Annotated in this window: 22 protein-coding genes; 6 read left to right on the forward strand and 16 right to left on the reverse strand. The window is 40.1% G+C overall.

Annotated features, from left to right (window positions below):
* Window positions 1–12 precede the first annotated feature (12 nt).
* The 3 genes from AR328_RS20555 (at window position 13) to AR328_RS20565 (ending at window position 3,446) form a co-directional block, all read left to right on the forward strand.
* The gene (locus AR328_RS20555) at window positions 13–1,227 is read left to right on the forward strand and encodes an NRAMP family divalent metal transporter (protein ID WP_231735069.1); all 1,215 of its coding nucleotides are present in this window, start codon (window positions 13–15) and stop codon (window positions 1,225–1,227) included.
* A gap of 29 nt (window positions 1,228–1,256) precedes the next feature.
* Window positions 1,257–2,048, forward strand: coding sequence for a putative hydro-lyase (locus tag AR328_RS20560; protein WP_066301256.1), 792 nt, complete (start codon window positions 1,257–1,259; stop codon window positions 2,046–2,048).
* Window positions 2,049–2,531: 483 nt separating this feature from the next.
* Complete coding sequence (locus AR328_RS20565) at window positions 2,532–3,446, forward strand: DMT family transporter (RefSeq protein WP_066301258.1); 915 nt, start codon at window positions 2,532–2,534, stop codon at window positions 3,444–3,446.
* Window positions 3,447–3,891: 445 nt separating this feature from the next.
* Here AR328_RS20565 and AR328_RS20570 read toward each other — a convergent pair whose 3' ends face one another.
* Window positions 3,892–5,262, reverse strand: a complete 1,371-nt coding sequence (locus AR328_RS20570) for a sigma-54 interaction domain-containing protein (RefSeq protein WP_442854475.1) — start codon at window positions 5,260–5,262, stop codon at window positions 3,892–3,894.
* Window positions 5,263–5,446: 184 nt separating this feature from the next.
* Between AR328_RS20570 and AR328_RS20575 the strand changes: the two genes are divergently transcribed.
* The 3 genes from AR328_RS20575 (at window position 5,447) to brnQ (ending at window position 8,907) form a co-directional block, all read left to right on the forward strand.
* Window positions 5,447–6,433 carry a proline racemase family protein gene (locus AR328_RS20575; protein WP_231735060.1) on the forward strand — a complete coding sequence of 329 codons (987 nt, stop codon included), beginning with the start codon at window positions 5,447–5,449 and terminating at the stop codon, window positions 6,431–6,433.
* A gap of 50 nt (window positions 6,434–6,483) precedes the next feature.
* Window positions 6,484–7,431 (forward strand): proline dehydrogenase family protein, encoded by a 948-nt coding sequence (locus AR328_RS20580; RefSeq protein ID WP_066301392.1) that lies wholly within the window; start codon window positions 6,484–6,486, stop codon window positions 7,429–7,431.
* 129 nt (window positions 7,432–7,560) lie between these two features.
* Window positions 7,561–8,907 carry a branched-chain amino acid transport system II carrier protein gene (gene brnQ, locus AR328_RS20585; protein WP_066301262.1) on the forward strand — a complete coding sequence of 449 codons (1,347 nt, stop codon included), beginning with the start codon at window positions 7,561–7,563 and terminating at the stop codon, window positions 8,905–8,907.
* A 948-nt stretch (window positions 8,908–9,855) separates the two neighbouring features.
* On the opposite strand, the gene AR328_RS20590 is transcribed toward brnQ, so the two are convergent.
* The 15 genes from AR328_RS20590 to AR328_RS20660 all read right to left on the reverse strand — a co-directional run bounded on the left by AR328_RS20590 (window position 9,856) and on the right by AR328_RS20660 (window position 25,117).
* The gene (locus tag AR328_RS20590; protein WP_066301267.1) at window positions 9,856–10,641 is read right to left on the reverse strand and encodes an SDR family oxidoreductase; all 786 of its coding nucleotides are present in this window, start codon (window positions 10,639–10,641) and stop codon (window positions 9,856–9,858) included.
* Window positions 10,642–10,704: 63 nt separating this feature from the next.
* Entirely contained in the window at window positions 10,705–11,124 is a 420-nt protein-coding gene (locus tag AR328_RS20595; protein WP_066301277.1) for a hypothetical protein, read from the reverse strand.
* A gap of 383 nt (window positions 11,125–11,507) precedes the next feature.
* Window positions 11,508–11,666 carry a hypothetical protein gene (locus AR328_RS22725; RefSeq protein ID WP_156422764.1) on the reverse strand — a complete coding sequence of 53 codons (159 nt, stop codon included), beginning with the start codon at window positions 11,664–11,666 and terminating at the stop codon, window positions 11,508–11,510.
* Between the two features lie 638 nt (window positions 11,667–12,304).
* Window positions 12,305–12,997, reverse strand: a complete 693-nt coding sequence (locus tag AR328_RS20605; RefSeq protein WP_066301289.1) for an SDR family oxidoreductase — start codon at window positions 12,995–12,997, stop codon at window positions 12,305–12,307.
* Window positions 12,998–13,015: 18 nt separating this feature from the next.
* Window positions 13,016–14,233 carry a M20 family metallopeptidase gene (locus tag AR328_RS20610; protein ID WP_066301293.1) on the reverse strand — a complete coding sequence of 406 codons (1,218 nt, stop codon included), beginning with the start codon at window positions 14,231–14,233 and terminating at the stop codon, window positions 13,016–13,018.
* Window positions 14,234–14,238: 5 nt separating this feature from the next.
* A complete protein-coding gene (locus AR328_RS20615; protein WP_066301296.1) occupies window positions 14,239–15,144 on the reverse strand; it encodes a carbohydrate kinase family protein in 906 nt (301 codons plus the stop codon).
* Between the two features lie 17 nt (window positions 15,145–15,161).
* The gene (locus AR328_RS20620) at window positions 15,162–16,001 is read right to left on the reverse strand and encodes a BtpA/SgcQ family protein (protein ID WP_066301299.1); all 840 of its coding nucleotides are present in this window, start codon (window positions 15,999–16,001) and stop codon (window positions 15,162–15,164) included.
* Window positions 16,002–16,010: 9 nt separating this feature from the next.
* The gene (locus AR328_RS20625) at window positions 16,011–17,015 is read right to left on the reverse strand and encodes an ABC transporter permease (protein ID WP_156422765.1); all 1,005 of its coding nucleotides are present in this window, start codon (window positions 17,013–17,015) and stop codon (window positions 16,011–16,013) included.
* Window positions 17,008–18,510, reverse strand: a complete 1,503-nt coding sequence (locus tag AR328_RS20630) for a sugar ABC transporter ATP-binding protein (protein ID WP_066301398.1) — start codon at window positions 18,508–18,510, stop codon at window positions 17,008–17,010. The genes AR328_RS20625 and AR328_RS20630 overlap by 8 nt, the downstream gene beginning before the upstream one ends.
* A gap of 59 nt (window positions 18,511–18,569) precedes the next feature.
* Complete coding sequence (locus AR328_RS20635; RefSeq protein ID WP_066301303.1) at window positions 18,570–19,508, reverse strand: substrate-binding domain-containing protein; 939 nt, start codon at window positions 19,506–19,508, stop codon at window positions 18,570–18,572.
* 33 nt (window positions 19,509–19,541) lie between these two features.
* Window positions 19,542–20,822 carry a M20 family metallopeptidase gene (locus AR328_RS20640; protein WP_066301311.1) on the reverse strand — a complete coding sequence of 427 codons (1,281 nt, stop codon included), beginning with the start codon at window positions 20,820–20,822 and terminating at the stop codon, window positions 19,542–19,544.
* A gap of 22 nt (window positions 20,823–20,844) precedes the next feature.
* Window positions 20,845–21,579, reverse strand: coding sequence for a glutamine amidotransferase (locus AR328_RS20645; protein WP_066301318.1), 735 nt, complete (start codon window positions 21,577–21,579; stop codon window positions 20,845–20,847).
* 55 nt (window positions 21,580–21,634) lie between these two features.
* On the reverse strand, window positions 21,635–22,564 hold the full coding sequence (gene rbsK, locus AR328_RS20650; protein ID WP_066301319.1) for a ribokinase: 930 nt from the start codon (window positions 22,562–22,564) through the stop codon (window positions 21,635–21,637).
* Window positions 22,554–23,573 carry a LacI family DNA-binding transcriptional regulator gene (locus tag AR328_RS20655; protein ID WP_066301320.1) on the reverse strand — a complete coding sequence of 340 codons (1,020 nt, stop codon included), beginning with the start codon at window positions 23,571–23,573 and terminating at the stop codon, window positions 22,554–22,556. The genes rbsK and AR328_RS20655 overlap by 11 nt, the downstream gene beginning before the upstream one ends.
* An 845-nt stretch (window positions 23,574–24,418) precedes the next feature.
* Window positions 24,419–25,117: a type 1 glutamine amidotransferase gene (locus tag AR328_RS20660; protein WP_066301321.1), complete on the reverse strand. Its 699-nt coding sequence runs from the start codon at window positions 25,115–25,117 to the stop codon at window positions 24,419–24,421.
* Window positions 25,118–25,292: the final 175 nt, after the last annotated feature.

The following is a 25,292-nucleotide window of genomic DNA, read 5'->3' on the forward strand; positions in this document are numbered from 1 at the left end:
GGAGTTCCTAAAGTGGAAGATACACAAAAAACTTCGGTGAAGAAAAAGGCAAGTAGAAGTGTTTTACTCGGTGCAGCCTTTTTAATGGCAACTTCATCCATTGGACCTGGATTTTTAACACAAACAACGGTATTTACACAGCAATTGGCGGCAAGCTTTGCTTTTGTTATTTTAATTTCATTATTATTAGACGTTGTTGCCCAAGTAAACATCTGGCGAATCATTGCGGTTTCAGGACTGCGCGGACAGGAAATTGCCAACAAAGTGTTGCCTGGACTTGGCGTTGTTTTAGCCATCCTAATCGTTATAGGCGGTTTAGCATTTAACATCGGGAACGTAGCCGGTGCTGGATTAGGTCTGAACGCGATGCTCGGCCTGGATCCAATTATGGGCGCTATTATTAGTGCTGCGGTTGCAATTTTTATTTTCTTAGTAAAAGAAGCGGGTAAAGCGATGGATAGATTCGCCCAAATTGCAGGGGGAGTCATGATTCTTCTTATGCTTTACGTAGCTTTCTCAACTTCACCGCCTGTCGGAGAAGCAATCGTGAATACGTTCGCACCGGAACAGATTAGTATATTCGCTATTGTTACGCTAGTTGGTGGTACAGTAGGGGGATACATTACATTTGCCGGCGGACACCGTCTATTAGATGCGGGAGTCAAAGGTATTGAGTCATTGCCAGAAGTGACAAAAAGCTCTGTTTTTGGGATTGCCGTAACTGGCGTTATGCGTGTCGCGCTTTTCTTAGCTGTCCTAGGGGTTGTTGCAAAAGGTTTAACGATTGATCCAGCGAATCCGCCAGCTTCTGTTTTTAAACTAGCTGCAGGTGAAGTCGGATTTCGCATGTTTGGTGTAATCATGTGGGCGGCGGCCATAACATCTGTTGTCGGAGCAGCCTATACGTCTGTTTCTTTTATCCGCTCGTTTCACCCAACAATTGAAAAACACAAAAACTGGATCATTATTGGATTTATCTTAGTTTCAACATTAACATTCGCCCTTGTCGGAAGACCAGTTACAATCTTGCTTCTCGTTGGTGCGTTAAATGCTCTTATTTTACCGTTAGCATTAGGAACTCTATTAGTTGCGGCATACAAGAAAAATATTGTTGGCGCATATAAGCATCCGCTATGGTTGACGATTACAGGTGGAATTGTTGTGATCATCATGAGTTATTTGAGTATTAGAACATTGATCGAGCAATTACCTCAGCTATTTAAGTAATCTATAGAATAAATCGGGGGAATGGATAAATGGGAAACTATGAAACTATGAATCCGCAAGAAATTAGGGAATTGATTCGAAAGCAAGAAATCACAGGGCCGACAGCCGGAATGTCAAAAGGGAATACACAAGCGAACTTGGTCATTTTGAAAAAAGAGCATGCCTTTGACTTCTTGTTATTTTGCCAGCGTAATCCGAAACCATGTCCATTATTGGATGTGACGGAGCCCGGCTCTCCTGTTCCGGCTGCGATTGCAAAAGAGGCAGATATCCGAAAAGACATCCCGAAATATCGTATTTATCGAGACGGGGTATTTACAGAGGAAGTCACAGATATAACGGAGTACTGGGAAGATGACATGGTTGGCTTCCTGCTGGGATGCAGCTTTACATTTGAAACACCTCTCCTCGAGAATGGGATTCCTATTCGCCATATCGAGGAAAACTGTAACGTTCCGATGTACAAAACGAATATTCAGTGCAATAAAGCTGGGCTATTCGAGGGGCCGACAGTTGTTAGTATGCGTCCAATGACACCGGAAGACGCCATCCGTGCTGTCCAGATCACAACTCGTTTCCCTGCTGTACACGGTGCACCTATCCATATCGGAGATCCAAGCCAAATTGGCATTGCCGATATTTCAAAACCTGATTTCGGAGACGCTGTGACTTTGAAAGACGGAGAGGTTCCCGTATTTTGGGCATGCGGCGTCACCCCTCAAGCGGTTGCCATGGAAAGCAAGCCTTCCATCATGATTACACATGCACCAGGATGCATGTTCATCAGTGATATAAAGGATAAAGACTTGAGCGTATTGTAATAAGCAGCATATCATGAGACGATGCCTCCATACATCGTCTCTTTGGACTTTTTAGGTTTGATTGTCGTGTTTTCGAGTAGGTATTAGAATTTATAGGCGGAGAATTTCCGGCTATTGTATATGAGAGAGGCTTAAGAGGCAGATATAACCGGAGATATTCCGGTTAATGTATGTAAGTGGGGCTTAAGTGGTGGATATAACCGGAGATATTCCGATTAATGTATGTAAGTGAGGCTTAAGGGGTCGATATAACCGGAGATATTCCGATTAACAGCTCTAAATCGGGCAAAATTCAAGGATTTAAGGAGAATAGGCGGAAAGCCTCCCCTTATTTTTAGAGAAATATGAGTATTTTCAAATTTAGACGGAATTTATCCGTTTATTTTTCAAACACGGTAAAATCTTTTAAAAAAATTTCGGCAACTCGCAACTGCTGGTGATCAAGGCTTCCAACGACTATTTAGTTTTACTCAGAAAAAGGGGATGGATAACGTGTTTACAAAATCAAATGCTATGCTGCTAGTCCTGATTTTGATCTGGGGAGCAAGCTGGCCCATCAATAAAGTAGCTGTACCCTATTCACCGCCGTTGCTTTATGCCGGATTACGTGCACTTATAGGCGGAATTTTGCTGACCCTATTTATTTGGAAAACACGGAACGCGATCAATTGGCGGACTAACTGGAAAAAATACTTAATAGCGACACTCTTCAACTCCATCCTTTTTTTCGGGCTTCAAACGGCAGGATTACTCTTTTTACCTGGCGGATTGTTTTCGATCCTTGTCTATTTCCAGCCAATTTTACTCGGCTTTTTCGCTTGGCTCTTACTCGGCGAACACTTATCCCCCATCCGAATATTCGGGTTGATGCTTGGATTTGCAGGAATTGCAGTCGTTAGTGTGGATGGATTAACCGTCCATATATCAGCCATCGGAGTGACGCTCGGGCTACTAACAGCCATAAGCTGGGCGTTCGGTGTCATCTATGTAAAAAAAATCAGCAAAGAAGTCGACGCATATTGGATGGTCGCGATTCAATGTATCATCGGGGGCATGTGCCTTGTTGGGATCGGATCCATTTTTGAAGATTGGTCTGCCATCCAATGGGGCCAACCACAATACCAGCTTGGGCTCGGCTTCGGCACGACCATTGGCATCCCATTTGCCTACATCCTTTACTACAAACTTGTCAGCGCCGGTGAAGCAAGCAAAGTTGGATCCTATACCTTTCTCATCCCCATAGTGGCCGTTCTCCTCGGAGTGATTTTTTTAGGAGAAACCGTAACTTATCGACTGATAGTTGGCCTTGTACTTGTCGGGATGAGTATTCGGTTTGTGAGTTTGCAGAATAAGGGGCAATTTAAGAAGCAAGGGGAGAATGGGACTCGTGCTTCGTAGGAGGTGCCGGGTACCCTTCTACTTAGGATGGACGTTTTAAAAATGGGAAGGCCCCATGTGAACGTACGTGTTAATTAAACGTTTGATTAAATTGGCTTTAGCCCTTGTGTGGCAAGGGTTTGCGGATGTTTAATCAAACGTTTGGTTAAGGACTCTCCTCAAGATATTAGGATTGGGGTCACAATGCGAACATATATATCAATCAAACGTTTAATTAAAGTCCCTCTATCCCTTGTGTGGCAAGGGTTTGCGGCTATTTAATCAAACGTTTGGTTAAGGATATTTTTCTCGTTATTAAAAGGAAGTAGTGCTGTTGCAACACAAAGTGAGAAAATTGCACAGTAAAACTAAGCGGAAATCCGTGAAGGAAAATGGGTCAAGTCCAGTGCCCCAATTTCATATATAAACTGGGACACAGTTCCTGTCCCCTCCCCCCTTTCCTCATTCAAAGCTTGATATCATATTGTTTTATTTTATTGTAAAGACTCACCCTTGAAATCCCTAATTTTTTCGCGGCGGCGCTTTTGTTGCCGTATGTTTCAATAAGGACTTCCTTTATTCTATCCTTTTCTAGCGAAGCTTTCTCCTGGGTTAAGCCTTCTTTGTTCATATTTCCGTTTTGGATAATCGGAAATATATTGATTACATCCTCTGCAGTAATCGCAGATTTATCGATAAAGATGATCATTCTTTCTACAACATTTCGAAGTTCTCTAATATTTCCAGGCCAGTGATAATTCGTAAACACTTCCAGGGCGCTATTTGTAAGTGTTGGAATCTCCTTTTGGTATTTGGCAGCAAACTCCCCGGCGAAATGATCGACCAAAACGGGAATGTCATCAATTCTCTCCCGAAGCGACGGAATTTTCAATGTCACAACATTTAAACGGTAATATAAATCCTCTCGGAATGTCCCCTGTTTAACCATATCCTCCAGATCACTATTCGTCGCGGCAACGATTCTAATATCCACTTTGAGCGAAGCATTTCCGCCAATACGGTATACTTCTCTTTCCTGAAGGACTCTTAGTAATTTCACTTGCATATCAAGTGGAAGCATCCCTATTTCATCTAAGAATAATGTACCGCCGTCAGCCATCTCCACTTTTCCCGCTTTCCCATCCTTATAGGCACCCGTAAAAGACCCTTTCTCATAGCCAAATAACTCACTTTCAAAAAGAGCGTCGGGAATTGCGCCGCAGTTAATCGGAATAAAAGGCTGATTCTTTCTTGGGCTTGCTTCATGAATACCTTGGGCAAAAAGCTCCTTCCCTACTCCGCTTTCACCTTGAATTAATACGGTGGCATCCGTTTTTGCCACCTTAAGAGCTAATCCCTTTGCATGTTGTAAAGCATTACTATGTCCTTTAATTTCTGATAATGGGCCTATTTGTTCCTGCAAATGAAACTGCTGCTTTATTTTTTGTAATTGGGTTGTCGTTAACGTTAATTTCTCATTTAATTTCACAATATTGGTTATGTCCTGATCGATCGAGATGGCTCCTATTAAATTCCCCTTTTTATCAAAAATAGGAGATGAACTAATTAACACATGCACATCTGGTTTTGGCTGATGATACACGTTCGAAACAGCTTTCTTCGTTTCCAATATCTCTAGTATTTTTAAATCTTCTATTTTAAAAAACTGGCTAATTTTCTTCTGTTTAATAGCTTTAAGCGGGACTCCATAAATTTGCTCAGCCTGCGCACTCCAATACTGCACTTCCCCTAATGCATTGATAATCGTTATTGCATCAGAGCTTGTTTCCATTAAAGCATTTAAATAGTTGAAGGAAAAATCACTCATTCCTTGCACCTCCCGCTGTCATACTGTAAATGTAAAGTTGTATTTACAATAGTGTAAACTTTGTGAACACTTCTTATTGTACAGCGACTATAAAACGTTTGCAATAATAGAATTTCACTAACTATTCAAGTTGGCACAAGATTTGCATATTAACAACATAATCACAATTAATATCATCAGGAGGTATGCAAACATGATGTTAACTATGGAAAAGTATATTGAAACCATTGATGCTCATACGATGGGAGAGGCAGCGAGAATTATTGTTGACGGGCTTCCGGTGATTCAAGGAAATACAATGATGCAAAAGAAGCAATATTTAGAAACCGAATTGGATCATATTCGAAAACTTCTTATGCATGAACCAAGAGGTCATTTAAATATGTTCGGTGCCATCCTAACACCTCCTTGCAATCCAAACTGTGATCTCGGTGTGCTTTTTATGGATAGCGGCGGTTATCTGAACATGTGTGGTCATGGGACGATTGCCTCTGTCACAGTTGGAATAAATAATGGCCTCATCCCTAAAAAGGACAAGGTATTTCTTGATACCCCTTCTGGAATAGTGGAATGCCATGTAGCGTACGAAAACGATAAGGTGAAGGAAGTTTCCTTTATTAATGTTCCAGCATTTTTATTTAAAAAGGATGTAAGCGTTTTAGTAGAAGGCTTAGGGTTAATTAAGATGGATATTGCGTTTGGCGGAAGTTTTTTTGCCATCGTGGATGCTGAACAATTTAATTTAAAACTAAATATTGATGAACAAGATCAGATTACTGCAATGGGCATGGCCATTAGAAAAGCAGCAAATGCGCAATTGGTGATCGAGCATCCCGAAATTCCCGAAATCAATACCATCGACCTTGTTGAATTCAGTCTTCAGCTAGATGAAAACCATTTTAAAAACACCGTTGTTTTTGGAGATGGCCAAATCGATAGATCCCCTTGCGGAACAGGAACATGCGCAAAACTAGCAACCTTGAATCTTGAACGCAATGAGCAAATTATTCAAGAAAGTATCATTGGATCTCAGTTTAAAGGGGAAGTTGTTGATTTTACGAATGTAAAAGGATATGAAGCTATCATTCCAAAAATCACAGGATCAGCATGGGTAACAGGAGTTCATAAATTCTTATTAGATGCGACAGATCCTTATGCGGAAGGATTTCTATTAAAATAATTTATTAAAAAACGGAGGTCATTACTTTGAGTTTAACGAGAGACTTTTTTATGATGCTATCACAAAATAAAGCTCTAAATAGCGGGGCAAAAAAATGGGGATTAAAACTAGGCGCACAGTCCGTTGTAGCCGGAACGAATATTAAGGAAATGGTAGAAAGCGTCAAGGAATTGAATAAGGTTGGAATTTCTGCAACAATCGACAATCTAGGTGAGTTTGTTTTTGAAAAAGCAGAAGCAACCGAGGCAAAGAATCAAATTTTAGGCGTTATTGAGGCTATCCATGAACATAAATTGGATGCCCATATTTCCTTGAAGCCTACTCAGCTTGGCTTGGATATCGAATATAGCTTCTGCCTGGAGAACTTAAGGGAAATTGTTGCAAAAGCATACGAGTATAACATCTTTATTAACTTTGACATGGAGGACTACGGCCATCTGCAGCCATCCTTTGACATAATCGATGAGCTTTCGAAAGAATATGATAATATCGGAACCGTTATTCAAGCATACTTCTTTGAAGCAGAAGAATTATTGAAGAAATATGAAAACTACCGCTTAAGAATCGTGAAAGGTGCATATAAAGAGCCTGAAAACTTAGCTTACCAAGACAAAAACGATATTGACCAAAACTACATCAAGTTAATTGAATATCACTTGCTAAACGGGAAATTCACATCGATCGCAACGCATGACCATCGTGTTATCGATCATGTGAAGAGTTTTGCGAAAAAGAATCATATTCCACAGGATAAATTTGAATTCCAAATGCTATATGGATTCAGAAAGGATTTACAGCTTAAGCTTGCAAAAGAAGGATATAATTTCTGCACATATGTCCCGTTCGGAAATGATTGGTATGGCTATTTCATGCGCCGCTTAGCGGAACGCCCACAAAATCTCAATCTCGTAGCAAAACAGATGTTTACCAAAAAAACAAACACGCTTATTGGACTTGGAGCGGGTGCCTTTCTATTAGGAAGATTAAGTAAAAAATGAATTGCATAAAAATTAAGATGACTGAAATGTTATAATACTACTATAATATTTTTAATAGAGTGGATGGTCCATATCCATCCCTCCTTATTAAATAGTCATCCTCGAATTGTATATTAAGGAGGAGAAACAATGGAAAAGAAGGTATCATTTTCACAGGTGATCGCAATTGGTTTTATGCTTTTTGCTATGTTTTTGGGAGCTGGAAACGTGATATTCGCTCCAATGGTAGGCCAACAGGCAGGAACAAATATTTGGATTGCCATGGGAGGATTTTTAATTACAGGCGTCGGTTTAGTTTTACTTGCAATCATAGCTTTAACCCGCGGAGGAGGAACCGTTGAGAAACTTTCAGGAAGAGTTCACCCCATATTCGCTACTATATTTTCAATTTTACTATTCTTATCGCTCGGGCCGATTTATGTCATTCCGAGAACAACTTCTGTCGTCTATGAAATTGCCATCAATCCATTAATTGAAACGAAATCAAATGGCAGTCTCTACTTGTTTATTTTCTCTGTTTTATTCATCGTTCTAACGATCCTGCTTTCATGGAATACAACAAAGTTTGTCGATCGTCTTGGAAAAGTCATCACTCCTATATTCGCAATATTACTATTATTGCTAATCGGAAAGTCAATTTTTACACCAATGGGAAGTATTGGACAGCCTCAAGGAGAGTATATTCAAAGTACTGAAGCATTTTTGAAAGGGTTTATACAAGGATACTACACAATGGACGTTCTCGCTGCGTTTGTATTTGGAGGAATTTTCATTAAATCCATCAGTTCCTTAGGGATAAAGTCTGAAAAGGAAGTATCCAAGCTATTTATTAAAGCAGGAATAGTGACCATTATCGGATTGGTCGGACTACAAATCTCAATGGCATGGATTGGCGCTTCAAGTGTTGATGCTATTGGATTTAAGGAAAATGGAGGACAAGTGTTAGCGCAAGGCTCTATGGTTCTATTCGGGCAGATCGGAATTTATATCATCGGTACCATTATCTTCTTAACAGGAATCACAACAAATGTTGCCTGTCTAGCAGCTGTTTCCGAATACTTCGAAAGAATTGTTCCTTCTATATCTTATAAAAAATGGTTAATTCTCTTTTCGATTTTAAGCTTAATCATTACAAACTTTGGTCTGAACAAAATTTTGGCAATGGCCTCTCCTATTCTACTATTGCTTTATCCTTTAGCCATCGCTTTAATCGTTTTAATTTTTACAAATAATTTATTTAAAGGTCATCAATCCGTTTACATTGGAACCATGATTGGCGTTGGGTTCGTTGCCATTCTTGATGCTTTAAAGGATGGCATTATTGCACCGGAAGCCATTAACAGCATCTTCGGATTCATCCCACTATTTGAAAATGGCGCCGGCTGGATTGTTACCGGCCTAATCGGATTTGTAATTGGCTTGATTGTAGCGAAATCAAGGAAAGAAACTGACACTTTGATTAAGATGGCTAGTTAGGAAGTTAATGACAATTAGTACAGACCCCCTTCTGTTTGTGAAGGGGGTTTTCTTAGGGACTGAGCCTCCTTCCTATTTTCTTGAATGGAAACTAATACGAACATACATATCAATCAAACGATTAATTAAATTACCTCTAGCCCTTGTGCGGCAAGGGGTGGCGCTATTTCAATCAAACGTTTGAGTAGGAATATTTTAAATACACTTTTGAGACTTCAAACGTTCATAGTATTCCAAATCCGGTAGAGGAAGAAATCTATGCGGACACTGAGTCCGTTATTTCAATAAATGACGCTAATTATTGAGTTAAGCGGACACAGAATACGTTATTGACGGAAAAACATATGAAAATCACTGCTTTTTTGCGAAATAACGGAAGCTCTGTCCTCAAACTTAAGGAATTAGCCCATTTTGTCGCCGATAACGGAACTGGTGTCCGCCAATTCCTCAGGAAACTCAAAAAGGCTTATTTCGTAGCTTGCCATTCTATGATTTTCCTAAAAAAGAGCAAATATTAGACTGCTAACTACATCAATCCCCTACAAAGTCTATTTGAACGTTATTTTCTTATTCTATGGGAAAACCTGTTGATATTTTGAGGGGGCTTTGAGATTGAAAATGGGGAAACTAAGTGGGAAAGTTGCCGAATTCCGTCATAAGCTTTAAAACGGGGAAACATTTACTAGTTAACTACTAAATTTGAATAAAATCAGGCGTTTTTCAATCATATTATGCACCTTTTTACGCTGCCCTCATGTTTGTCAGCCAAATGTGGGCATTTATCAGCCAAATCCACCTGTTTGTCAGCCAATTTAGGCAGTTTGTCAGCCAATTCTACCCGTTTATCAGCCAATTAAGAATTTAACACCATTTCTCGGACAAGCACAGAAGTTTCATTCCCGTGCTTTTTTATCCGAGTTGGCGCGAGGTACCGCGTCCCATTAATATTTATATCGATTTAATCATTCCGCCATCAACTAAAATCGAACTTCCAGTTACATAAGTGCTTGCATCGGAAACTAAAAATACGACGACATTAGCGAATTCCTCTGGAGTTCCATATCGTTTTAAGGGAATGGTATTTTGGGCTTCTTCTTTAATTTGCTCTTGAGAAACGCCCCGTCTATCAGCATTCATTTTGTCAAGATAGGCAACGCGGTCTGTTGCAATTCTGCCAGGGCTTACCGTATTAACTAAAATGTTATATGGCGCTAATTCTTCTGCCAATGTTTTAGCCAATCCTACAATTCCTGTCCGGAAGGTATTCGAAAGAATGAGCCCAGGTATAGGCTGTTTTACAGAGGATGAAGCAATATTCACAATTCGTCCGCCCGTTTCTTTTAAATCCGGAAGAACTTCACGAATGATTCTAATATAACTTAACAAATTTAACTCAAAGGCATTTTGCCAGTCTTGATCGGAGAACATTTCAAATGTTCCTCCAGGAGGGCCGCCGGCATTATTAATTAAAATATCGATTTTTCCAAAGACTTCTCTCGTCTTGCGAACAAGGAGTGAAATATCTTCAACCTTTGTAATATCAGCTGGAAAATAGGAAACTTTCCCTTTGCCCAGGGCATCTAATTCACTTTTAACAGCAGCTAGCTTTTCAGCATTCCTGCTCGTTAGCATGACATTTGCCCCTTCTTTTACAAGTCTCTCCGCCACTGCTTTTCCTAATCCTTGACTAGAGGCGATAACAAGTGAAACCTTATTGTTCAAATTAAGTTCCAAATCTAACACCTTCTCTTTCTATAAGAAATTCCCCTATCATGGGGTGTTTTGAATCCACCGACGTTATTTATATAACTCCTTATAGGCGATTACTTTCAATGCCATGATTTCTTCTTCTGTTAATTTCCCCTGGATTTCCTGAAGGATTTCTTCTTTCGAAACAGATCCATTCTGCACTTGCACCCTAATATCATTAAGTTCGGAAATACCAACCTTTTGAATCAAAACTTTAGTGGCCTCTTCTTTTGTTTTAAAAGGCAAGTTGCTAGTGTCAGCCGTTTCAGCCTCTTCTATAAATGCCAGTAACTTAGGATCGCTTTCAATTGTTTTCTTTATTTCCTCCAGTTCCCCACTGTTCTCAAGTTCAGAGGAAATCGTCTCTACTAACTTATCAGAGGCAAACTTTGTACCAAAGTGATAAACACCAAACCCAATGCCACCCAGTAAAATAACCGTAACTATTAAAAATTTAATCAATCTCATCATTTCACACTCCTTGGGTTAAATAATACTACAAAATGAAAGGGAAGGTAGAAATAAAACTCTCTCCACCTTCCCACTGTCAAAAATCTTTTAGTAATACCTTTTAAGCGGACATTGAATCCGCTATTTATATGAAATGGCCCTATTTTTAGGGCTATACGGTCACCGGGTACGTTATTCGCAAAAAAACACAGGGAATACACTGCTTTTTTCATATTAACGGAACCAATGTCCACAAACATATGATTTAACCCGTTTTATTAATAATAGCGGCACCTGTGTCCGCTTAACCTGATGTCTGTGGTCGAACAGCTTTCCCTTTTAACAAAAAAGGTCAAGGAGTTAACTCTGTCCTTGACCTATCAATTCACGTGTTCCTTTTATTACCCAAGCGGATACCTCAACACCGGTTTAGAGTTTTTCTTTTCGATTTCTACATTTTGGGGACGTCTAGGAAAGGATCCCTTCCCTTCGTCAGGGCCTGTTAAAGTATTTCGCTCATCAAGCTGATCCCCTGTTACCTCAATTGGTCTTTCATCCATTCTAATTTCCTCCTTAGTTGTGTTACTGCAATTTTTAGTATTCCATTAACAACAGGAATTAGTACATGGATTGTAAATGAGAATCCCTTGAAGTATTTACTGCGGACATCAGGTTCGTTATTTTCATTAAATGCCCTCGTTTCAGGGGTTAAGCGGACACAGAATACGTTATTTGTCTAAAATAGCTCTTTTTTAGGGCTATACGGACACCAGGTACGTTATTCGCAAAAAAACACAGGGAAGTCACTGCTTTTTAGCAAAATAGCGCATCCTGAGTCCGCAAACACAGGGAATTAACCCATTTTGTCGCATTTAACGGAACTGGAGTCCGCCAAGTTCAGTTAGGTAGACTTCGAATATGTTTTTTCCTAATTTAAATTTTTACCCATTGGTTTATCGCAGCATGACGTAGGTAACTAGGCAGGAGATCAAGGGAGCACATTTTTCCAAGCAATTTACTAAGTCTAGGAAACAAAACACCGGAACATTCCGGCATTTCCTCAAAGAAATACGGAACCGTCCCGATGTTTTATGTAGATTACGTTACGTGGGTTTAAGGCCAAATTAGAAAACTAAAATGGCCAGCCACCTAACGTAGTATGGAACTTACAAAAACCACTCCACACCCAACCGCCCTACTAAAATTTATTTTTAATAACAACTTCAGTTACAATCAGATTTTTTCGAAGTTTAGCATTATCAATGATAATATCCGCTATATCATCTGGATCCATGAAATCCTTCATTTTCACTTCTGTGAGAATGCCGTCCCAGAAAGGTGATTTCATTCCACCCATATAAGCACCGAACACGCGAATGCCCGTGTCATTTAGTTCCTTGACAAGGCTCTCTGTGAATCCCCGCACTCCGAATTTACTCGCACAATAAACGGACTCGGTAACTTTCCCTTCAACTCCAGCCGTTGACACAACATTTACAATAATGCCTTGGTTGCGCTCTTTCATGCTCGGCAGGACTTCTTGTGTGCAAAAAATCGTTCCCTTTAAATTTATATCGATCATATCATGCACATGTTCTTCCGATATATTTTCTGCCAAATCAAACACGCCGAGTCCAGCATTATTGATTAATAAATCAATGGGCCCCACTTCTTCCTTAATGGACCACATTACCTTTTCTACCGCACTTTTGGACGTCACATCCAACTCGTAAATAGAGTAGCTGTTAGTTAATTGTTTAGCGGTTTCTTCAAGTTTTGAAGCTCTTCTTCCTATTAAACATACATGGCAGCCCATATTAGAATACTTTTTAGCCAGAGAAGCACCTAGTCCGCTGCCGGCACCTGTGATAACAACAACTTTTAGTTCCAAATCATATTCTCCTCCTTCTTAGTCCAAAGCGCCATTCGCACCCTCTTGAACCCCTAAATAATCAATGGCCAAGGCAATGTAGTATTTTATGGAGTCGAGGTATTTTTGAATTTCAACCCATTCATCAGGCTGGTGGGCTTGTTTAGGTTCTCCCGGTCCATATATTAAAATAGGAACTTTAGGAAGGTGTGCCTTGTAAATGGATCCATCTGTATAATAATTAACCCCGCCTGGCTTTAGGCTTTCCTTACTATTCAAGCTTTGAGCTGTTCCAATCCCTAAATCAATAAAAGGATCGTCTGCAGGAGTATAGACACAGCCCATATCATTCAGTACTTCTATTCCAAACGACACATTCATTTTTTCAGATACCTTTTGTGCCAGCTGGTTGATATCCTCAGTAATTTCTAGATGTGATTGTCCTGGCACAGTACGAATATCAATAGTCATAGAACATTCGTCTGGAACGACATTTGTCCCAACTCCCCCATTGATCATTCCAATATTCAATGTAGAGCCTCCTAAGATTTCATGCTCATCATATTGGAGAATATAAGTATTCAATTCATTCATAAATTGATTCATTGCCAATATTGCATTAATTCCTTCCGAAGGCATGGAACCATGTGCTGTTTTTCCAAACATAGAGATTTTTAACCACAATACACCCTTATGGGCAATAACGGGTTGATTTGAAGTGGGTTCGCTAATAACAATCGCCGAAGCTTGATTAATTTGACCTTTTTTCACCACTGTTTTAGCACCTAGGCAATCCACTTCTTCACCGACAGTACCTACAAATTGAAGAATACCATTCAATTTAATTCCCGCTTTTTGGATACATTCCATTGCGATAATCATGGCGGCTACACCACTTTTCATATCTGATGAGCCCCGCCCATATATCCGGCCATCAACCTGTCTTCCTTCAAACACTGGATAGGTCCATTCTACATTCCCGACTGGGACGGTATCGAAATGTCCGCTGAATATTAGCCTTTTTGAATGGTCAGGTGCGATTTCTTCATTTACATATGAAACGATTAAGTTTTCTCTATCCTTTTCCACTAAATCTGGCTGTACCAATAATCCTGTTTTTTCAAGGCGCTGACTAATCTTGTCCGCTAGCGCTTTTTCCCCACCTGGAAGATTGATCGTATTGATCTGGATTAATGACTTTAAAAATTGAATAGCATCATCTTTATCTAGATGTTGAAATACCTTTTGAATATCCATAATAGCTACACTTCCCTCTCTAGAAAATGCGGCAGGCCTTTTCTCGCACCAACTTCAGATACAGCACTAGACCCCAATTTAATTCCGGCCCGCAAGATCTCCTCTTGCGACCAATTTCGAATGATTCCATATAGGGCACCTACAGCAAAAGCATCACCTGCACCAGTTGAATCAACTGGATGAACCTTTATAGATGGCAGGGCTAGCTGACTATAGCCTCTTCCTTCTGTGATAAAACTAGACAGTGCACCCTCTTTACCTAATTTAACAAATATATTGCCCACTCCTAAATCATGGAGTGATTTTATCGAATGATCCAGATCTTGATTCGGGAATAGATCATTTATTTCGGAGCGATTGACGAATAAAATATCTGTTTTTGACAGCAATGGCTCCAAAAATGGCAAACCTTTCTTTGTCAATAAAGTACTTGGATCAAAAGAAATTCTCAAGTCAGGACATTCTTCTTTCCATCTAAATAGTGAGGGCGCCAGATTTATGACGGGACTGCTTATATGCAATAAGCTAATACTTTCAAAAAATCCCCGCGGGACGAGATCAGCATCATAATGTGAATTAGCCCCTGGGAAAGTGTACATCGTTCGTAATCCCGCATTGTTTACAAGCACCATAACAGTGCCAGAGGTTTTTCCTTGTATTTTTTGAATATAATCAAGCTTAACCTTTTCAAGGCTATTTAATAGAAAAGAAGTATACGATTCTTCACCGACTGCCCCTAAGAAATATACTTCTTCCCCTAAACGCGAAAGACCGACAGCAACATTGGCTGCCGATCCACCCGGGGCTATTTGTAATTCCTTGCCTTCCACTTCTTGATCGATTTCTGCAAATCCATCAATCAGTCCAATTAAGTCTGCATTAATAAATCCATGTACCGCAACTTTTACCATGTTAAAAACTCCCTATTCTATCGGAGTGAATTTACTTGGTCCATAAACTGTTTTACTCTTTCAATATCTACTCTTTCCCACCAGTTTCCGTTTTCCTTAAGGAAGCTTCCAACAATCGCACCATCTGCAATAGATAGAATCTTCTTGGCATTGCCAGTAGTCATTCCGCTTCCAATAATAACTGGTAAACTAGCAGACTCCTTAATACCGATGAGTTCATCTAGTGAAGTTTCATCCCCGGTTCGGTTTCCAGTAGCAATTAAAATATCAGCATCAAAGAATTCATTATCCCGTGTTTGTTCTGCCAAGCTGCGGTCAGCAACGATGGAATGACTGCCATGCTTTACATGAACATCGGCCATAACCTTTATATCATCACCGAAGAGGTTTGCTTTATATCTCATAGCTTTTGCTGAGGCCCCTTCGACGATTCCTTCATTAGCTACGTAAGCATTTACCCATTGATTTGATCGAACCCATTTAGCATCACATGCTTTGGCAATCGCAATAGCCGGGACGACTGCATTAGCTAAGCAGTTTACACCTAGAGGCAGCTTAGATGCTTTACGAATTTCGACCCCTACTGCCGTCATGGCTGCAACCGTTTCAAAGCTGAAGTCCTCTGGCTTTGGAAAAGGAAGGTCCCATGCATTTTCTATTTGTAAGCCATCTACTCCGCCCTCTTCCATACGGCGGACATCCTCAAGGGCAAACTGGATGATTTCATCCATACTTTCGCCTTTATAATGAGGAGCTCCAGGAAGTGGTTTCAAATGAACCATACCTATAATTGGTTTTGATACATGAAATAAATTTTCTAATATATGCTTCTTTTCCGGAAAAATACCGCCACTCATAATATTCACCTACACACTCGCATTTTTTCTTGCTTTAATCGAATTAAGCCAAACCGCTAATAAAATAACAACACCCTTAATCATCAATTGATTATAGGAAGAAACATTTAATAAATTTAACCCGTTGTTCAGAATAGAAATAATCGCTACACCCATTAAAGTTCCAGCAATTTTCCCTTCGCCTCCGAATAGGTTAGTTCCGCCTAATACAACAGCGGCGATTGCATCTAATTCAGATCCTGTACCTGCATTCGGTGAACCAGAAGACAGACGAGAGGCAAGGACGATACCGGCGATAGCCGTAACAGCTCCCCCTAAAACATAAACGCCTGTCTTCACCCATTTCACATTAATACCGCATAATCTTGCAGCCTCTTCATTGTCACCAATCGCATAAACATTTCTGCCGAAACGAGTATGTGATAACAAAACATGCCCAATAATGGCCACAACAATCATGATAATAATCGCTGTTGGAATAGGGCCAAGATACCCGCGTCCAATTTGTCTGAATCCAGCATCAGTAATAACAACCGGGGTTCCTGCTGTATACACAAAAGCAATCCCGCTTAAAATGGTCGTCATTGCTAGAGTGACAATAAACGGCGGGATATTCTGTGTTGAAATAACAGTTCCCATAAAGAGACCAATTAGTCCGCCCACTAAGACGGTAATAAGAATCGCAAGCGGAATCGGTACACCCGCTACAATAAGCCCGCTCACTACTACACCACTTACAGCTAGCTGGGATCCTGCACTTAAGTCAATTCCTCCCGTAATAATAATGAAGGTCATTGCTACAGCCATAATACATAATACAGCGGATTGACGCATGACATTAAGCAAGTTATCAACTGTCAAAAAGTCAGTAGTAATAATAGACATAATGATAAATAGTAAAGCTAGACCGATAGTCGTACTACCCTTGTCGAAAAGGACATAAAGCCTTTGCTTCCAGTTTGCTTTCTGTGTGTTTTGATCCAAATTCATGTTTGTTGATGTATTATTAAGCACCTATTCCACCTCCAAAGGCTAATTTTAATATATTATCTGAGGTTATTTGTTCTTTACTAAGTTCGCCGGCAATAGCCCCTTCTCTCATGACAATTGTTCGGTCACTCATCCCAACAATTTCTGATAGCTCGGAAGAAATCATGATGATTCCAACGCCCTGCTTGGCAAGATTACTGATCTGGGCAAAAATTTCGGCCTTTGCACCTACATCAACCCCGCGGCATGGTTCATCTAGTATTAGGATTCTTGGTTCTTGGATCATCCAGCGTGCGATAATGGCCTTTTGCTGATTTCCTCCACTTAACGTAGATACTTTCTGTTCCATCGTGCTCGCCTTAATATTTAACCTTTGTTTATAATCCTCTGAAACTTCTTTTTCTGTCTTTTTGTTAATAAGGAGACCCTTTTTAAACTTGCTGAGGCTTGGAAGAGAAATATTTTCTCTTACAGTCTGCTTTAGAATCAGGCCAGTTTCTTTACGGTTCTCTGTAACAAAGCCAATTCCCATCCTGATTGCATCGCTGGGATTATTAATTTTAGCTATTTGATTGTCAATCAATATTTCACCACTATCTATTTTTAACAGGCCGAATAATGCCTGAGCGATTTCCGTCCTTCCTGAGCCTACCAAGCCGGCTACTCCGAGAATTTCACCGCTTCGTAATTCAAAGTTAATATCCTTAAGCACTCCTGATTTTGAAAGGTTTTGCACCTTTAATACAGGCTCTCCGATAGGAACTTCCTCTTTATTAAAATAATCGTCCATCTTCCGGTTAACCATCAATTCAACGAGCTGGTCTACATCCTTAACCTCATCCATTGGAAGGGTTTTAATATGAGTACCATCTCTTAGAACAGTAACAGTATCACAAACCTTGAAGATCTCATCCATTCTATGGGATATATATAAGATGCTGACACCTTTATTTTTAAGTTCGGTTACGAGAGACAGCAGAATCTCTGTTTCTCTTTCAGATAATGATGAAGTAGGTTCATCCATAATCAATATTTTAGCTTCCTGAGAAATCGCACGTGCAATTTCAATCATCTGTTTTTGTGCAATACTAATTTCTTTTGCCAATTGTTTCGGATTAAGATTAATTTGAAGCGATTTAAAAATTTCTGCTGCCTTTTCATTCATGTAATTCCAATTAATTAAACCCATTTTCTTAGTTGGCTGACTGCCAAGAAAGACATTTTCTGCAACCGTTAAGAAATTGGCTACATTTAATTCTTGGTAAATACAATGAATCCCGATTTTCTTTGAGGATTTAGGATCCATATTGTCAATGATTTCGCCTTTATAACGAATTTCCCCACTCGTTTTTGAATAGGCGCCTGTTAGAATTTTCATTAAGGTAGACTTGCCTGCTCCATTCTCTCCAACAAGCGCATGAACACTTCCAGGATAAACAGTCAGAGAAACACCCTTAAGTGCTTTTACACCGGAAAATTCCTTTGTAATATTCTCCAGTTCTATGATTGGTGAGTTCACTTCCATACTCCCCCTTTTGTTTAGTGAGAAAACAGGGAGAAAATCTCCCTGTTCTACTATTAGAAATGTTCGTCTACATTCGATTTGTCGATTAAAATAACTGGTACACTAATATTTTTATCTAGTTCTTTTCCATTAATAGCATCAAGGGCAGCCTTGATAGATTCTTCACCAATTTTGAAAGGCTGCTGCTGAATCATAGCAAGAATAAAGTCACTGCGAACTCCTTCTGCTGCTTCTTCTGTTACATCAAAACCTATGATCTTTGTATGCTTGTTGTTCGCTGATTCTAGAGCGGCTAACGCACCCAGCACACTATTTTCTGCAGTAGCGTAAATATAATCAACATCTGGATTAGCTTGAAGAATATTTTCTACTGTTGCCATTGACTTTTGACGGTCGTAACCTGGTTGGCTATTTAGGACTTTTACATTTCCCATATCCTTTAATACTTCTTTAAAGCCTTCTAATCTTTGTTTTTGAACGAAAGATTGTTCATGTGTAACAACTGCGATTTGTACATCCTTGCCTTTAGCTTCAATGTCTTTTTTTAGATACTCACCAAGTTGTTTACCGGCTTCAAGGTTCTCAGTTCCAATGAAAGTATCTACACTTCCACTTTCTACTACTGCATCTGCCGTAATAATCGGAATGCCTTTTTCCTTTGCCTCTTCAACAACTGGAACAACCCCAGCATTATCTACTGCTAAAACGACTAGAGCGTCTACACCCTTTTGCATATAATCTTCAATAGAAGATACTTGCTTTGCTAAGTCGAGGTTCGGGTCATTAACTAACAATTCTACTCCCGCTTCTTCTGCTGCCTTTTTCATTCCATTATCAATATCAATAAAGAATTGGTGGCGAAGCGTAGCTGTTGAAACCCCAATTGTTATTTTTCCATCATCTTTTTTACCAGAGTCTGCTTTTTCCCCTGAATTACAAGCTGATAAAACTAGTAACATGGACAAACAAATTAGAAACAACGTTTTTTTCATAAAATTTTCCCCTCCATTTAAATGAATAGTTTTTTAATTTATAGCTTCAACGCCACACCATGAGATGATGAATTGAACATAAATCTCGATTAGTGATAAAAATTGGGAAATTGACACGGACTCGTCCACACAATGACATTGTTTCGGATCACCGCACCCAAGAATAATTGTTGGTATGTTAGCAAACCCTGCAAGCAAACGGGCATCGCACCCTGCCGGCATTCCTTCGATTACTGCATCTTCCTTTAATGCTTCCTCTATGACTCTCTTCATCTCGTGAACAAGAGGATGAGTAATCGGCGTTTCAAAAGGATACCCCTCCTGATAGACGCTCACCTTAGGAGGATGCTTCTCTAACCATTCATCCCCTTTTGCCACTCTTTCTATTGCTTCAATCACTTCTCTGTTCACACGTTCTCTCGTTTGTTCATACGTTTCAGATTGTCTAGGCTGATAGTGAAGACATGTTTTTAATGTGCAAGAGCCCGGAACAACAGACCCGGCTATCCCACCTTTTATTTCTCCCAGATTGATTGTAGGACCTGGCAAGAGCGGGTGCCTTTCTGTCATAAGCCAATGGTGCTCTAAGTCCTTTAACCCTTGATAAATCTTGAAAGCTTTGTCGATCGCATTTACGCCTTCCCAAAGCTGACTAGAATGAAGACTGTGTCCCTCTACAACAATCTCGTGGAACAGGAACCCCATATGTGCAGGCTGTATGTGTAATTGCGTTGGCTCTCCAACTATTGCAGCATCAGCCGTATAACCGCGTTCTACACATGCAAGCGTTCCGTTTCCTCCACCTTCCTCATCGACTACCGATTGGATGATTAAGTCGCCTTTCAGTTGATAGCCCATGTTTTTAATGGTTTGTGCCGCCATAACCATTGCGGCTAGTGATGCTTTCATATCCGTAGATCCCAGTCCATATAGCACACCATCCTGAACCTGTCCTAGGAAAGGGTCATGGGACCATTTTTCTCGATCTCCATAAGGCATCGTATCAATATGACCATTTAAAATGAGGGATTTACCACCTCCTGATCCTTTTAATGTTCCGACAATATTGGGACGATCTGCATTATTGTGGCCTAAATTGGCTCCGGGATATTTATTGATCTTTTCATCTTCTACTAAAAATTCATCTACTTCAAAACCAAGATTCAATAGCTTCCCTTTAATGATTTCCTGCCCAGCCTTCTCATTTCCGCCTAACAGCCCATGTCCAATGACTTGGGTATCTGTCTGCACCAATTTAGACAAAAAATCGATATATTCGTCTTTGTTTTCCCGAACGACTTCCTCCACGGTCATGTCCATCACCAACTTACTGTTGTTATTTTTTAATGTGTTCTAAAATCCGTACCCATAACGGCTGATAGTGCTCCCACTCCATGAATTCCTTTGGACCCCAATGAGGTGCGCAATCACTGGCAAAGCATGCTGTTTTCCCGTTGCCATATTCACCAACTACAAGAAGGGGATCCTCTTGAATGTTAACTAGAACCTCTGCCCCGTCCTTCGCTTTAAACTGGTTGTATCCTAGGAAGTTTGGCCAATTTTCCATACCCTTTGTAATCGCATGTTCTTTAACCGTTTCAGCCCGTACTCCTTGTGGCATTTCTACGCGGTCATCTCTATCAAGCATTTCAACTGGAAGGACATCTGCAAGAACAGTATTTTTGTAATTTGCTTTAGCTTCAATGCCCATGAATGATAGATATCCTCCGATCATCAGTAAGCCCCCGCCAAGAGAAACATATTCTTTCAGCAGCTCTAATGCATTTGGAATAATCTCCATTTGATAGAATGTAGAGTTTTGCAGCAAGAATGTATTTGCCCCAATATCACTCAGAACAATCGCATCATATTGCTGAAGCACTTCTAGTTTCTTTGGAAAGCGTACCTGGACTTCGTGAGCAGGCATATAATCTACTTCTACATTTGCCTCTCTTAAGCAATTAAGTAAGTATGTAGCACCCTCTTCATATTTAGTGGATTCAAAGGAATCGTACCCCTTCACATGAACCATATGAACCATCCAGGATTCCCCGATAAAAAGAATTTTCATTTGTAACACACTCTCCTTAAAAATTAATTGATTGATAGTTTTATATATAGTTTAATTATTGAGAACTACATGCCTTTTCCTGAAAGCTTAATACCTCTGTTAAGCTCGGCATACCTAATAATGCACCTGATTTCCCAATAGCCAATGCTGCTGTTTTATTGGCAAATTCTATTGAGTCTAAAATGGTTTTGCCTTGGCCAATTGAATAGGCTAACCCCGCATTAAATGCATCACCAGCTCCAGTTGTATCCTTGACCGGCACCTTATAGCTTGGAATCCTTTGGAAGCTTTGCCCATCCCCCTTAAATGCAACCCCTTCTGAACCTAGCGTGGTGATTACATTCCGAACCCCCCTCGAAAGCAGCGCGTCCATTTTATTTTCTAGATCATTCCCCACTGCCCAATTATTTGTAAGAATGTCCAGCTCAGTTTCATTTGGTGTAATCATGTCCACACATGCCAATATATCTTCCGGAATAGGCTGGGCAGGAGCAGGATTTAAGATAACAGTCTTATTTAGGAGCTTTGCAACCTTAACCGTATGACAGACGGTTTCCATAGGAATTTCCATTTGAATCAGAACAATATCTGATTCCATTAAGACATCAATGTTACGATCAATATCCTCCGGCAGACATTTTCCATTTGCACCTTGGATGACGATAATGCTGTTTTCCCCATTAGCTAACAATATAATTGCTGTTCCAGTAGAAAAGCCTTCGATTTCCTTAATTGAAGAAACCTTTACTCCATTTGAGCTTAGGCATGAAATTAGCTCTTTGCCATACAGATCCTTGCCGACACTCCCGATCATTCGAACTTCAGCCCCAAGTCTGGAGGCAGCTGCCGCCTGATTTGCCCCCTTCCCCCCGGGTAAGTAGCTAATATCTTTACCTAAAAGCGTCTCCCCTTGGATTGGAATCCTTTCCGTTTGAACAACAAAATCCATATTAATGCTGCCAACGACTGCAATTTTAGATATCATTCTTCTCCTGCACCTTCTTTCTCGTTGAATCTCTTACAATGAGGGAAACCGGTAATTTTATTACCTCCTTCCCAGTTTTAGAATTATTGATTCTGGCAATTAAATTCTCAGCTGCTAATTTTCCTGCCTCATAGATGGGCTGCGCGACTGTAGTGAGTTCCGGCTGAGTAATTTCAGTTAGGTTGATTCCATCAAAGCCGCATACAGCAATTTGTTCAGGGACTTTGATATTTACATTGTGTAATTGCTTTAGTACTCCAATTGACATAAGATCATTACCTGAGAAAATGCCGTCAACATCCGGATGTATTTTAAGTAATTCATCTGTTGCCTTCTTTCCTCCGTCAATTGTGAAATCCCCAGGTACCAATAAGGTTGGTGTAAACCAAGGAAGCTTTTTCACAACCTCCTCATAACCGGCAAGCCGTTCGCGGGCTGTACTATATTCAAGGGGACCGTATATATGGGCGATCTTTTTGCATCCTACATCCAAGAGATGCTGTACTGCTTTTATTGCCCCACCAAAGTTATCGACCCGTATAACACAATTGGTTTCAATATCTTGTGCCCTGTCCAATACGACCAAGGGAATATTGGATTGTTCCAAATCCTTGATCTCCTTTAATCCCAAATTATTTGAAGCAATAATCATCCCATCTACATATTTTTTTCTGAGGATATCGATATAGGATTTCTCCTTAATGCCAGAGTCATCTGAATTGCACAAAATTAGCGTAAATCCATGCAGCTTCGTAACATCCTCAACCCCTCTTGATAAAACAGGGAAAAAGGGATTTAAAATATCCGGTACAATTAAAGCGATCGTTTTCGTCTTTTTTGCTGTTAATCCCCTAGCAAGCTGGTTTGGTTCATAATCCAACCTTTTCATCACTTCTTGAACCTTTGCCTCAGTTTCAGCACTAACATATCCTGTTTTATTAATAACCCTTGAAACTGTTGCCACAGATACACCTGATAATTTCGCAACATCCCTTATTGTGGTAGTCAAACGTAGTCACCTTTCCTCATGAAGCCGGTACCATATTATGCAAACATCTCCATAAAAATATATGTAACCGTTTACCTATTAAGTAAAAAAAATTAATTTGTTTAGTAATTTGAATGTCTATATGTCTTTTCTTAAGATGTGTAACCGTTTACCTAAAGGATAAATAAAATTACCACTAATGTCAATATTCTAATTTAAAGTAATCGTTAGTTTATTCACTCTATTCATAGGGTAAATGTTGGAAAGTTAAATGAAGAAATCCAAAGTGAAGCGCAGAAAGTGGTAGATAGCATAAGGAAAAGAGGGGGGATTTTCTTGCCTGAACGGTTTCAGACGGTTAGGGCCCCCTTTTGTCAAATACTGAGAGTAGTAGTGTTTTAAGCGTTATTTTTACACTTTTGAATATTATGCGGACATTGAGTCCGCTATTTTTAAAAAATGACCATATTTTTAGGGTTGAGTGGACACTGGGTACGCTATTTGTCTTAAATAGCTCTTTTTTAGGGCTATACGGACACCAGGTACGTTATTCGCCAAAAAACACAGGGGATCCACTGCTTTTTAGTAAAATAACGGATCCAGAGTCCGCAAACATAAGGAATGAACCCATTTTTGCACAAATAAAGGATCTGGTGTCCTTTCGGTGCATATGTATCCGGAAGCCAAATTTCCTTTTCTAGACAATTGTAAATAAAAGTCAAAGTGCTGCGAAAGCGACCTTTGTTCCTAGGACAAAAATCAAAACTCCCCATCAGGCAAACAGATTAATCCGTCTACCTAATAGGGAGCACAGTTCCTCCAGCCCAGCCAAGGGAAGGGCACTTTTCAAATCGAACAAGACAACGCTATACTTCCAAACTACCCGCCATATTCTCCAATATAGTTCGAATAATGCTTTCAGCCCCAACCAGATGCTGCTGGTCAGTCCACTCCAATGGGTTTTGGATAAACGTTTCGGGCTGCAGCTTAGGTCCGAATTTTTCGGCAAAGGTGCTTACCATTCCACCTGTGAATTCGGGGTGGAATTGCAGGCCGACTACTTTGTCTCCATAGGAGAAGGCTTGGTTACGGCATGCTTCATTTGTTGCCAGATGGGTGGCGCCTTCCGGAAGGTCGAAGGTGTCACCGTGGAATTCGAAGACGGTAAAAGTTTTTGGAATCCCATTAAAAAGTGAAACTTCCCCCGCCTCTGCTGTTAATTCAATCGGCCACCAGCCAATTTCCTGATGCTTGTGCGGGTAAACGTTCCCCCCTAGGGCCTTGGCAATCATTTGTGCCCCCAGGCAAATTCCTAATACTAATTTTTTCTTGTCAATCGCTTCCTTGATGAATTCTTTTTCCGTTTCAAGCCACGGAAATTTTTCCACTTCGTACGCACCCATTCTGCCGCCTAAAATAATTAATAGGTCAAAATCATCAACCGAGGGCAGTGGATCGTTCTCGAACATTTGCGTCCTTGTCACCGTAAAGCCTTTTTCTGATACCCATTTTTCAATAAATCCTAATGTTGCCAATGGGTCATTTTGAATATAATGTATTTTCACTGAAAAAATCCCCCTCTCTTTAAAAAGGTTAACAAAAAATGGAGTTCCAAAAAAAGCGTAAATCCCTTTAAGAATGAGTTAAGCCGGAAGTTCTCCAAAACGAGCGTAAATCTCTTTAAGATAAGTTGGTACAGCAAAAAACGCGCACTATGAAGAGTTCATGACGATCATTTTG

The organism is Bacillus sp. FJAT-29937, assembly GCF_001509555.1.
In the GTDB taxonomy this organism is placed as follows: domain Bacteria; phylum Bacillota; class Bacilli; order Bacillales; family Cytobacillaceae; genus Cytobacillus.

Coding starts and splice junctions, on each gene's coding strand:
- AR328_RS22725 (WP_156422764.1), bottom strand. CDS start 11,666: ATGGATGAAAGACCAATTGAGGTAACAGGGGATCAGCTTGATGAGCGA.
- AR328_RS20575 (WP_231735060.1), top strand. CDS start 5,447: ATGATGTTAACTATGGAAAAGTATATTGAAACCATTGATGCTCATACG.
- AR328_RS20620 (WP_066301299.1), bottom strand. CDS start 16,001: ATGAGTGGCGGTATTTTTCCGGAAAAGAAGCATATATTAGAAAATTTA.
- AR328_RS20595 (WP_066301277.1), bottom strand. CDS start 11,124: ATGAGATTGATTAAATTTTTAATAGTTACGGTTATTTTACTGGGTGGC.
- AR328_RS20635 (WP_066301303.1), bottom strand. CDS start 19,508: ATGAAAAAAACGTTGTTTCTAATTTGTTTGTCCATGTTACTAGTTTTA.
- AR328_RS20615 (WP_066301296.1), bottom strand. CDS start 15,144: ATGGTAAAAGTTGCGGTACATGGATTTATTAATGCAGACTTAATTGGA.
- AR328_RS20610 (WP_066301293.1), bottom strand. CDS start 14,233: ATGGATATTCAAAAGGTATTTCAACATCTAGATAAAGATGATGCTATT.
- rbsK (WP_066301319.1), bottom strand. CDS start 22,564: ATGATATCTAAAATTGCAGTCGTTGGCAGCATTAATATGGATTTTGTT.
- AR328_RS20580 (WP_066301392.1), top strand. CDS start 6,484: ATGATGCTATCACAAAATAAAGCTCTAAATAGCGGGGCAAAAAAATGG.
- AR328_RS20645 (WP_066301318.1), bottom strand. CDS start 21,579: ATGAAAATTCTTTTTATCGGGGAATCCTGGATGGTTCATATGGTTCAT.
- brnQ (WP_066301262.1), top strand. CDS start 7,561: ATGGAAAAGAAGGTATCATTTTCACAGGTGATCGCAATTGGTTTTATG.
- AR328_RS20565 (WP_066301258.1), top strand. CDS start 2,532: ATGGATAACGTGTTTACAAAATCAAATGCTATGCTGCTAGTCCTGATT.
- AR328_RS20640 (WP_066301311.1), bottom strand. CDS start 20,822: ATGACCGTGGAGGAAGTCGTTCGGGAAAACAAAGACGAATATATCGAT.
- AR328_RS20560 (WP_066301256.1), top strand. CDS start 1,257: ATGGGAAACTATGAAACTATGAATCCGCAAGAAATTAGGGAATTGATT.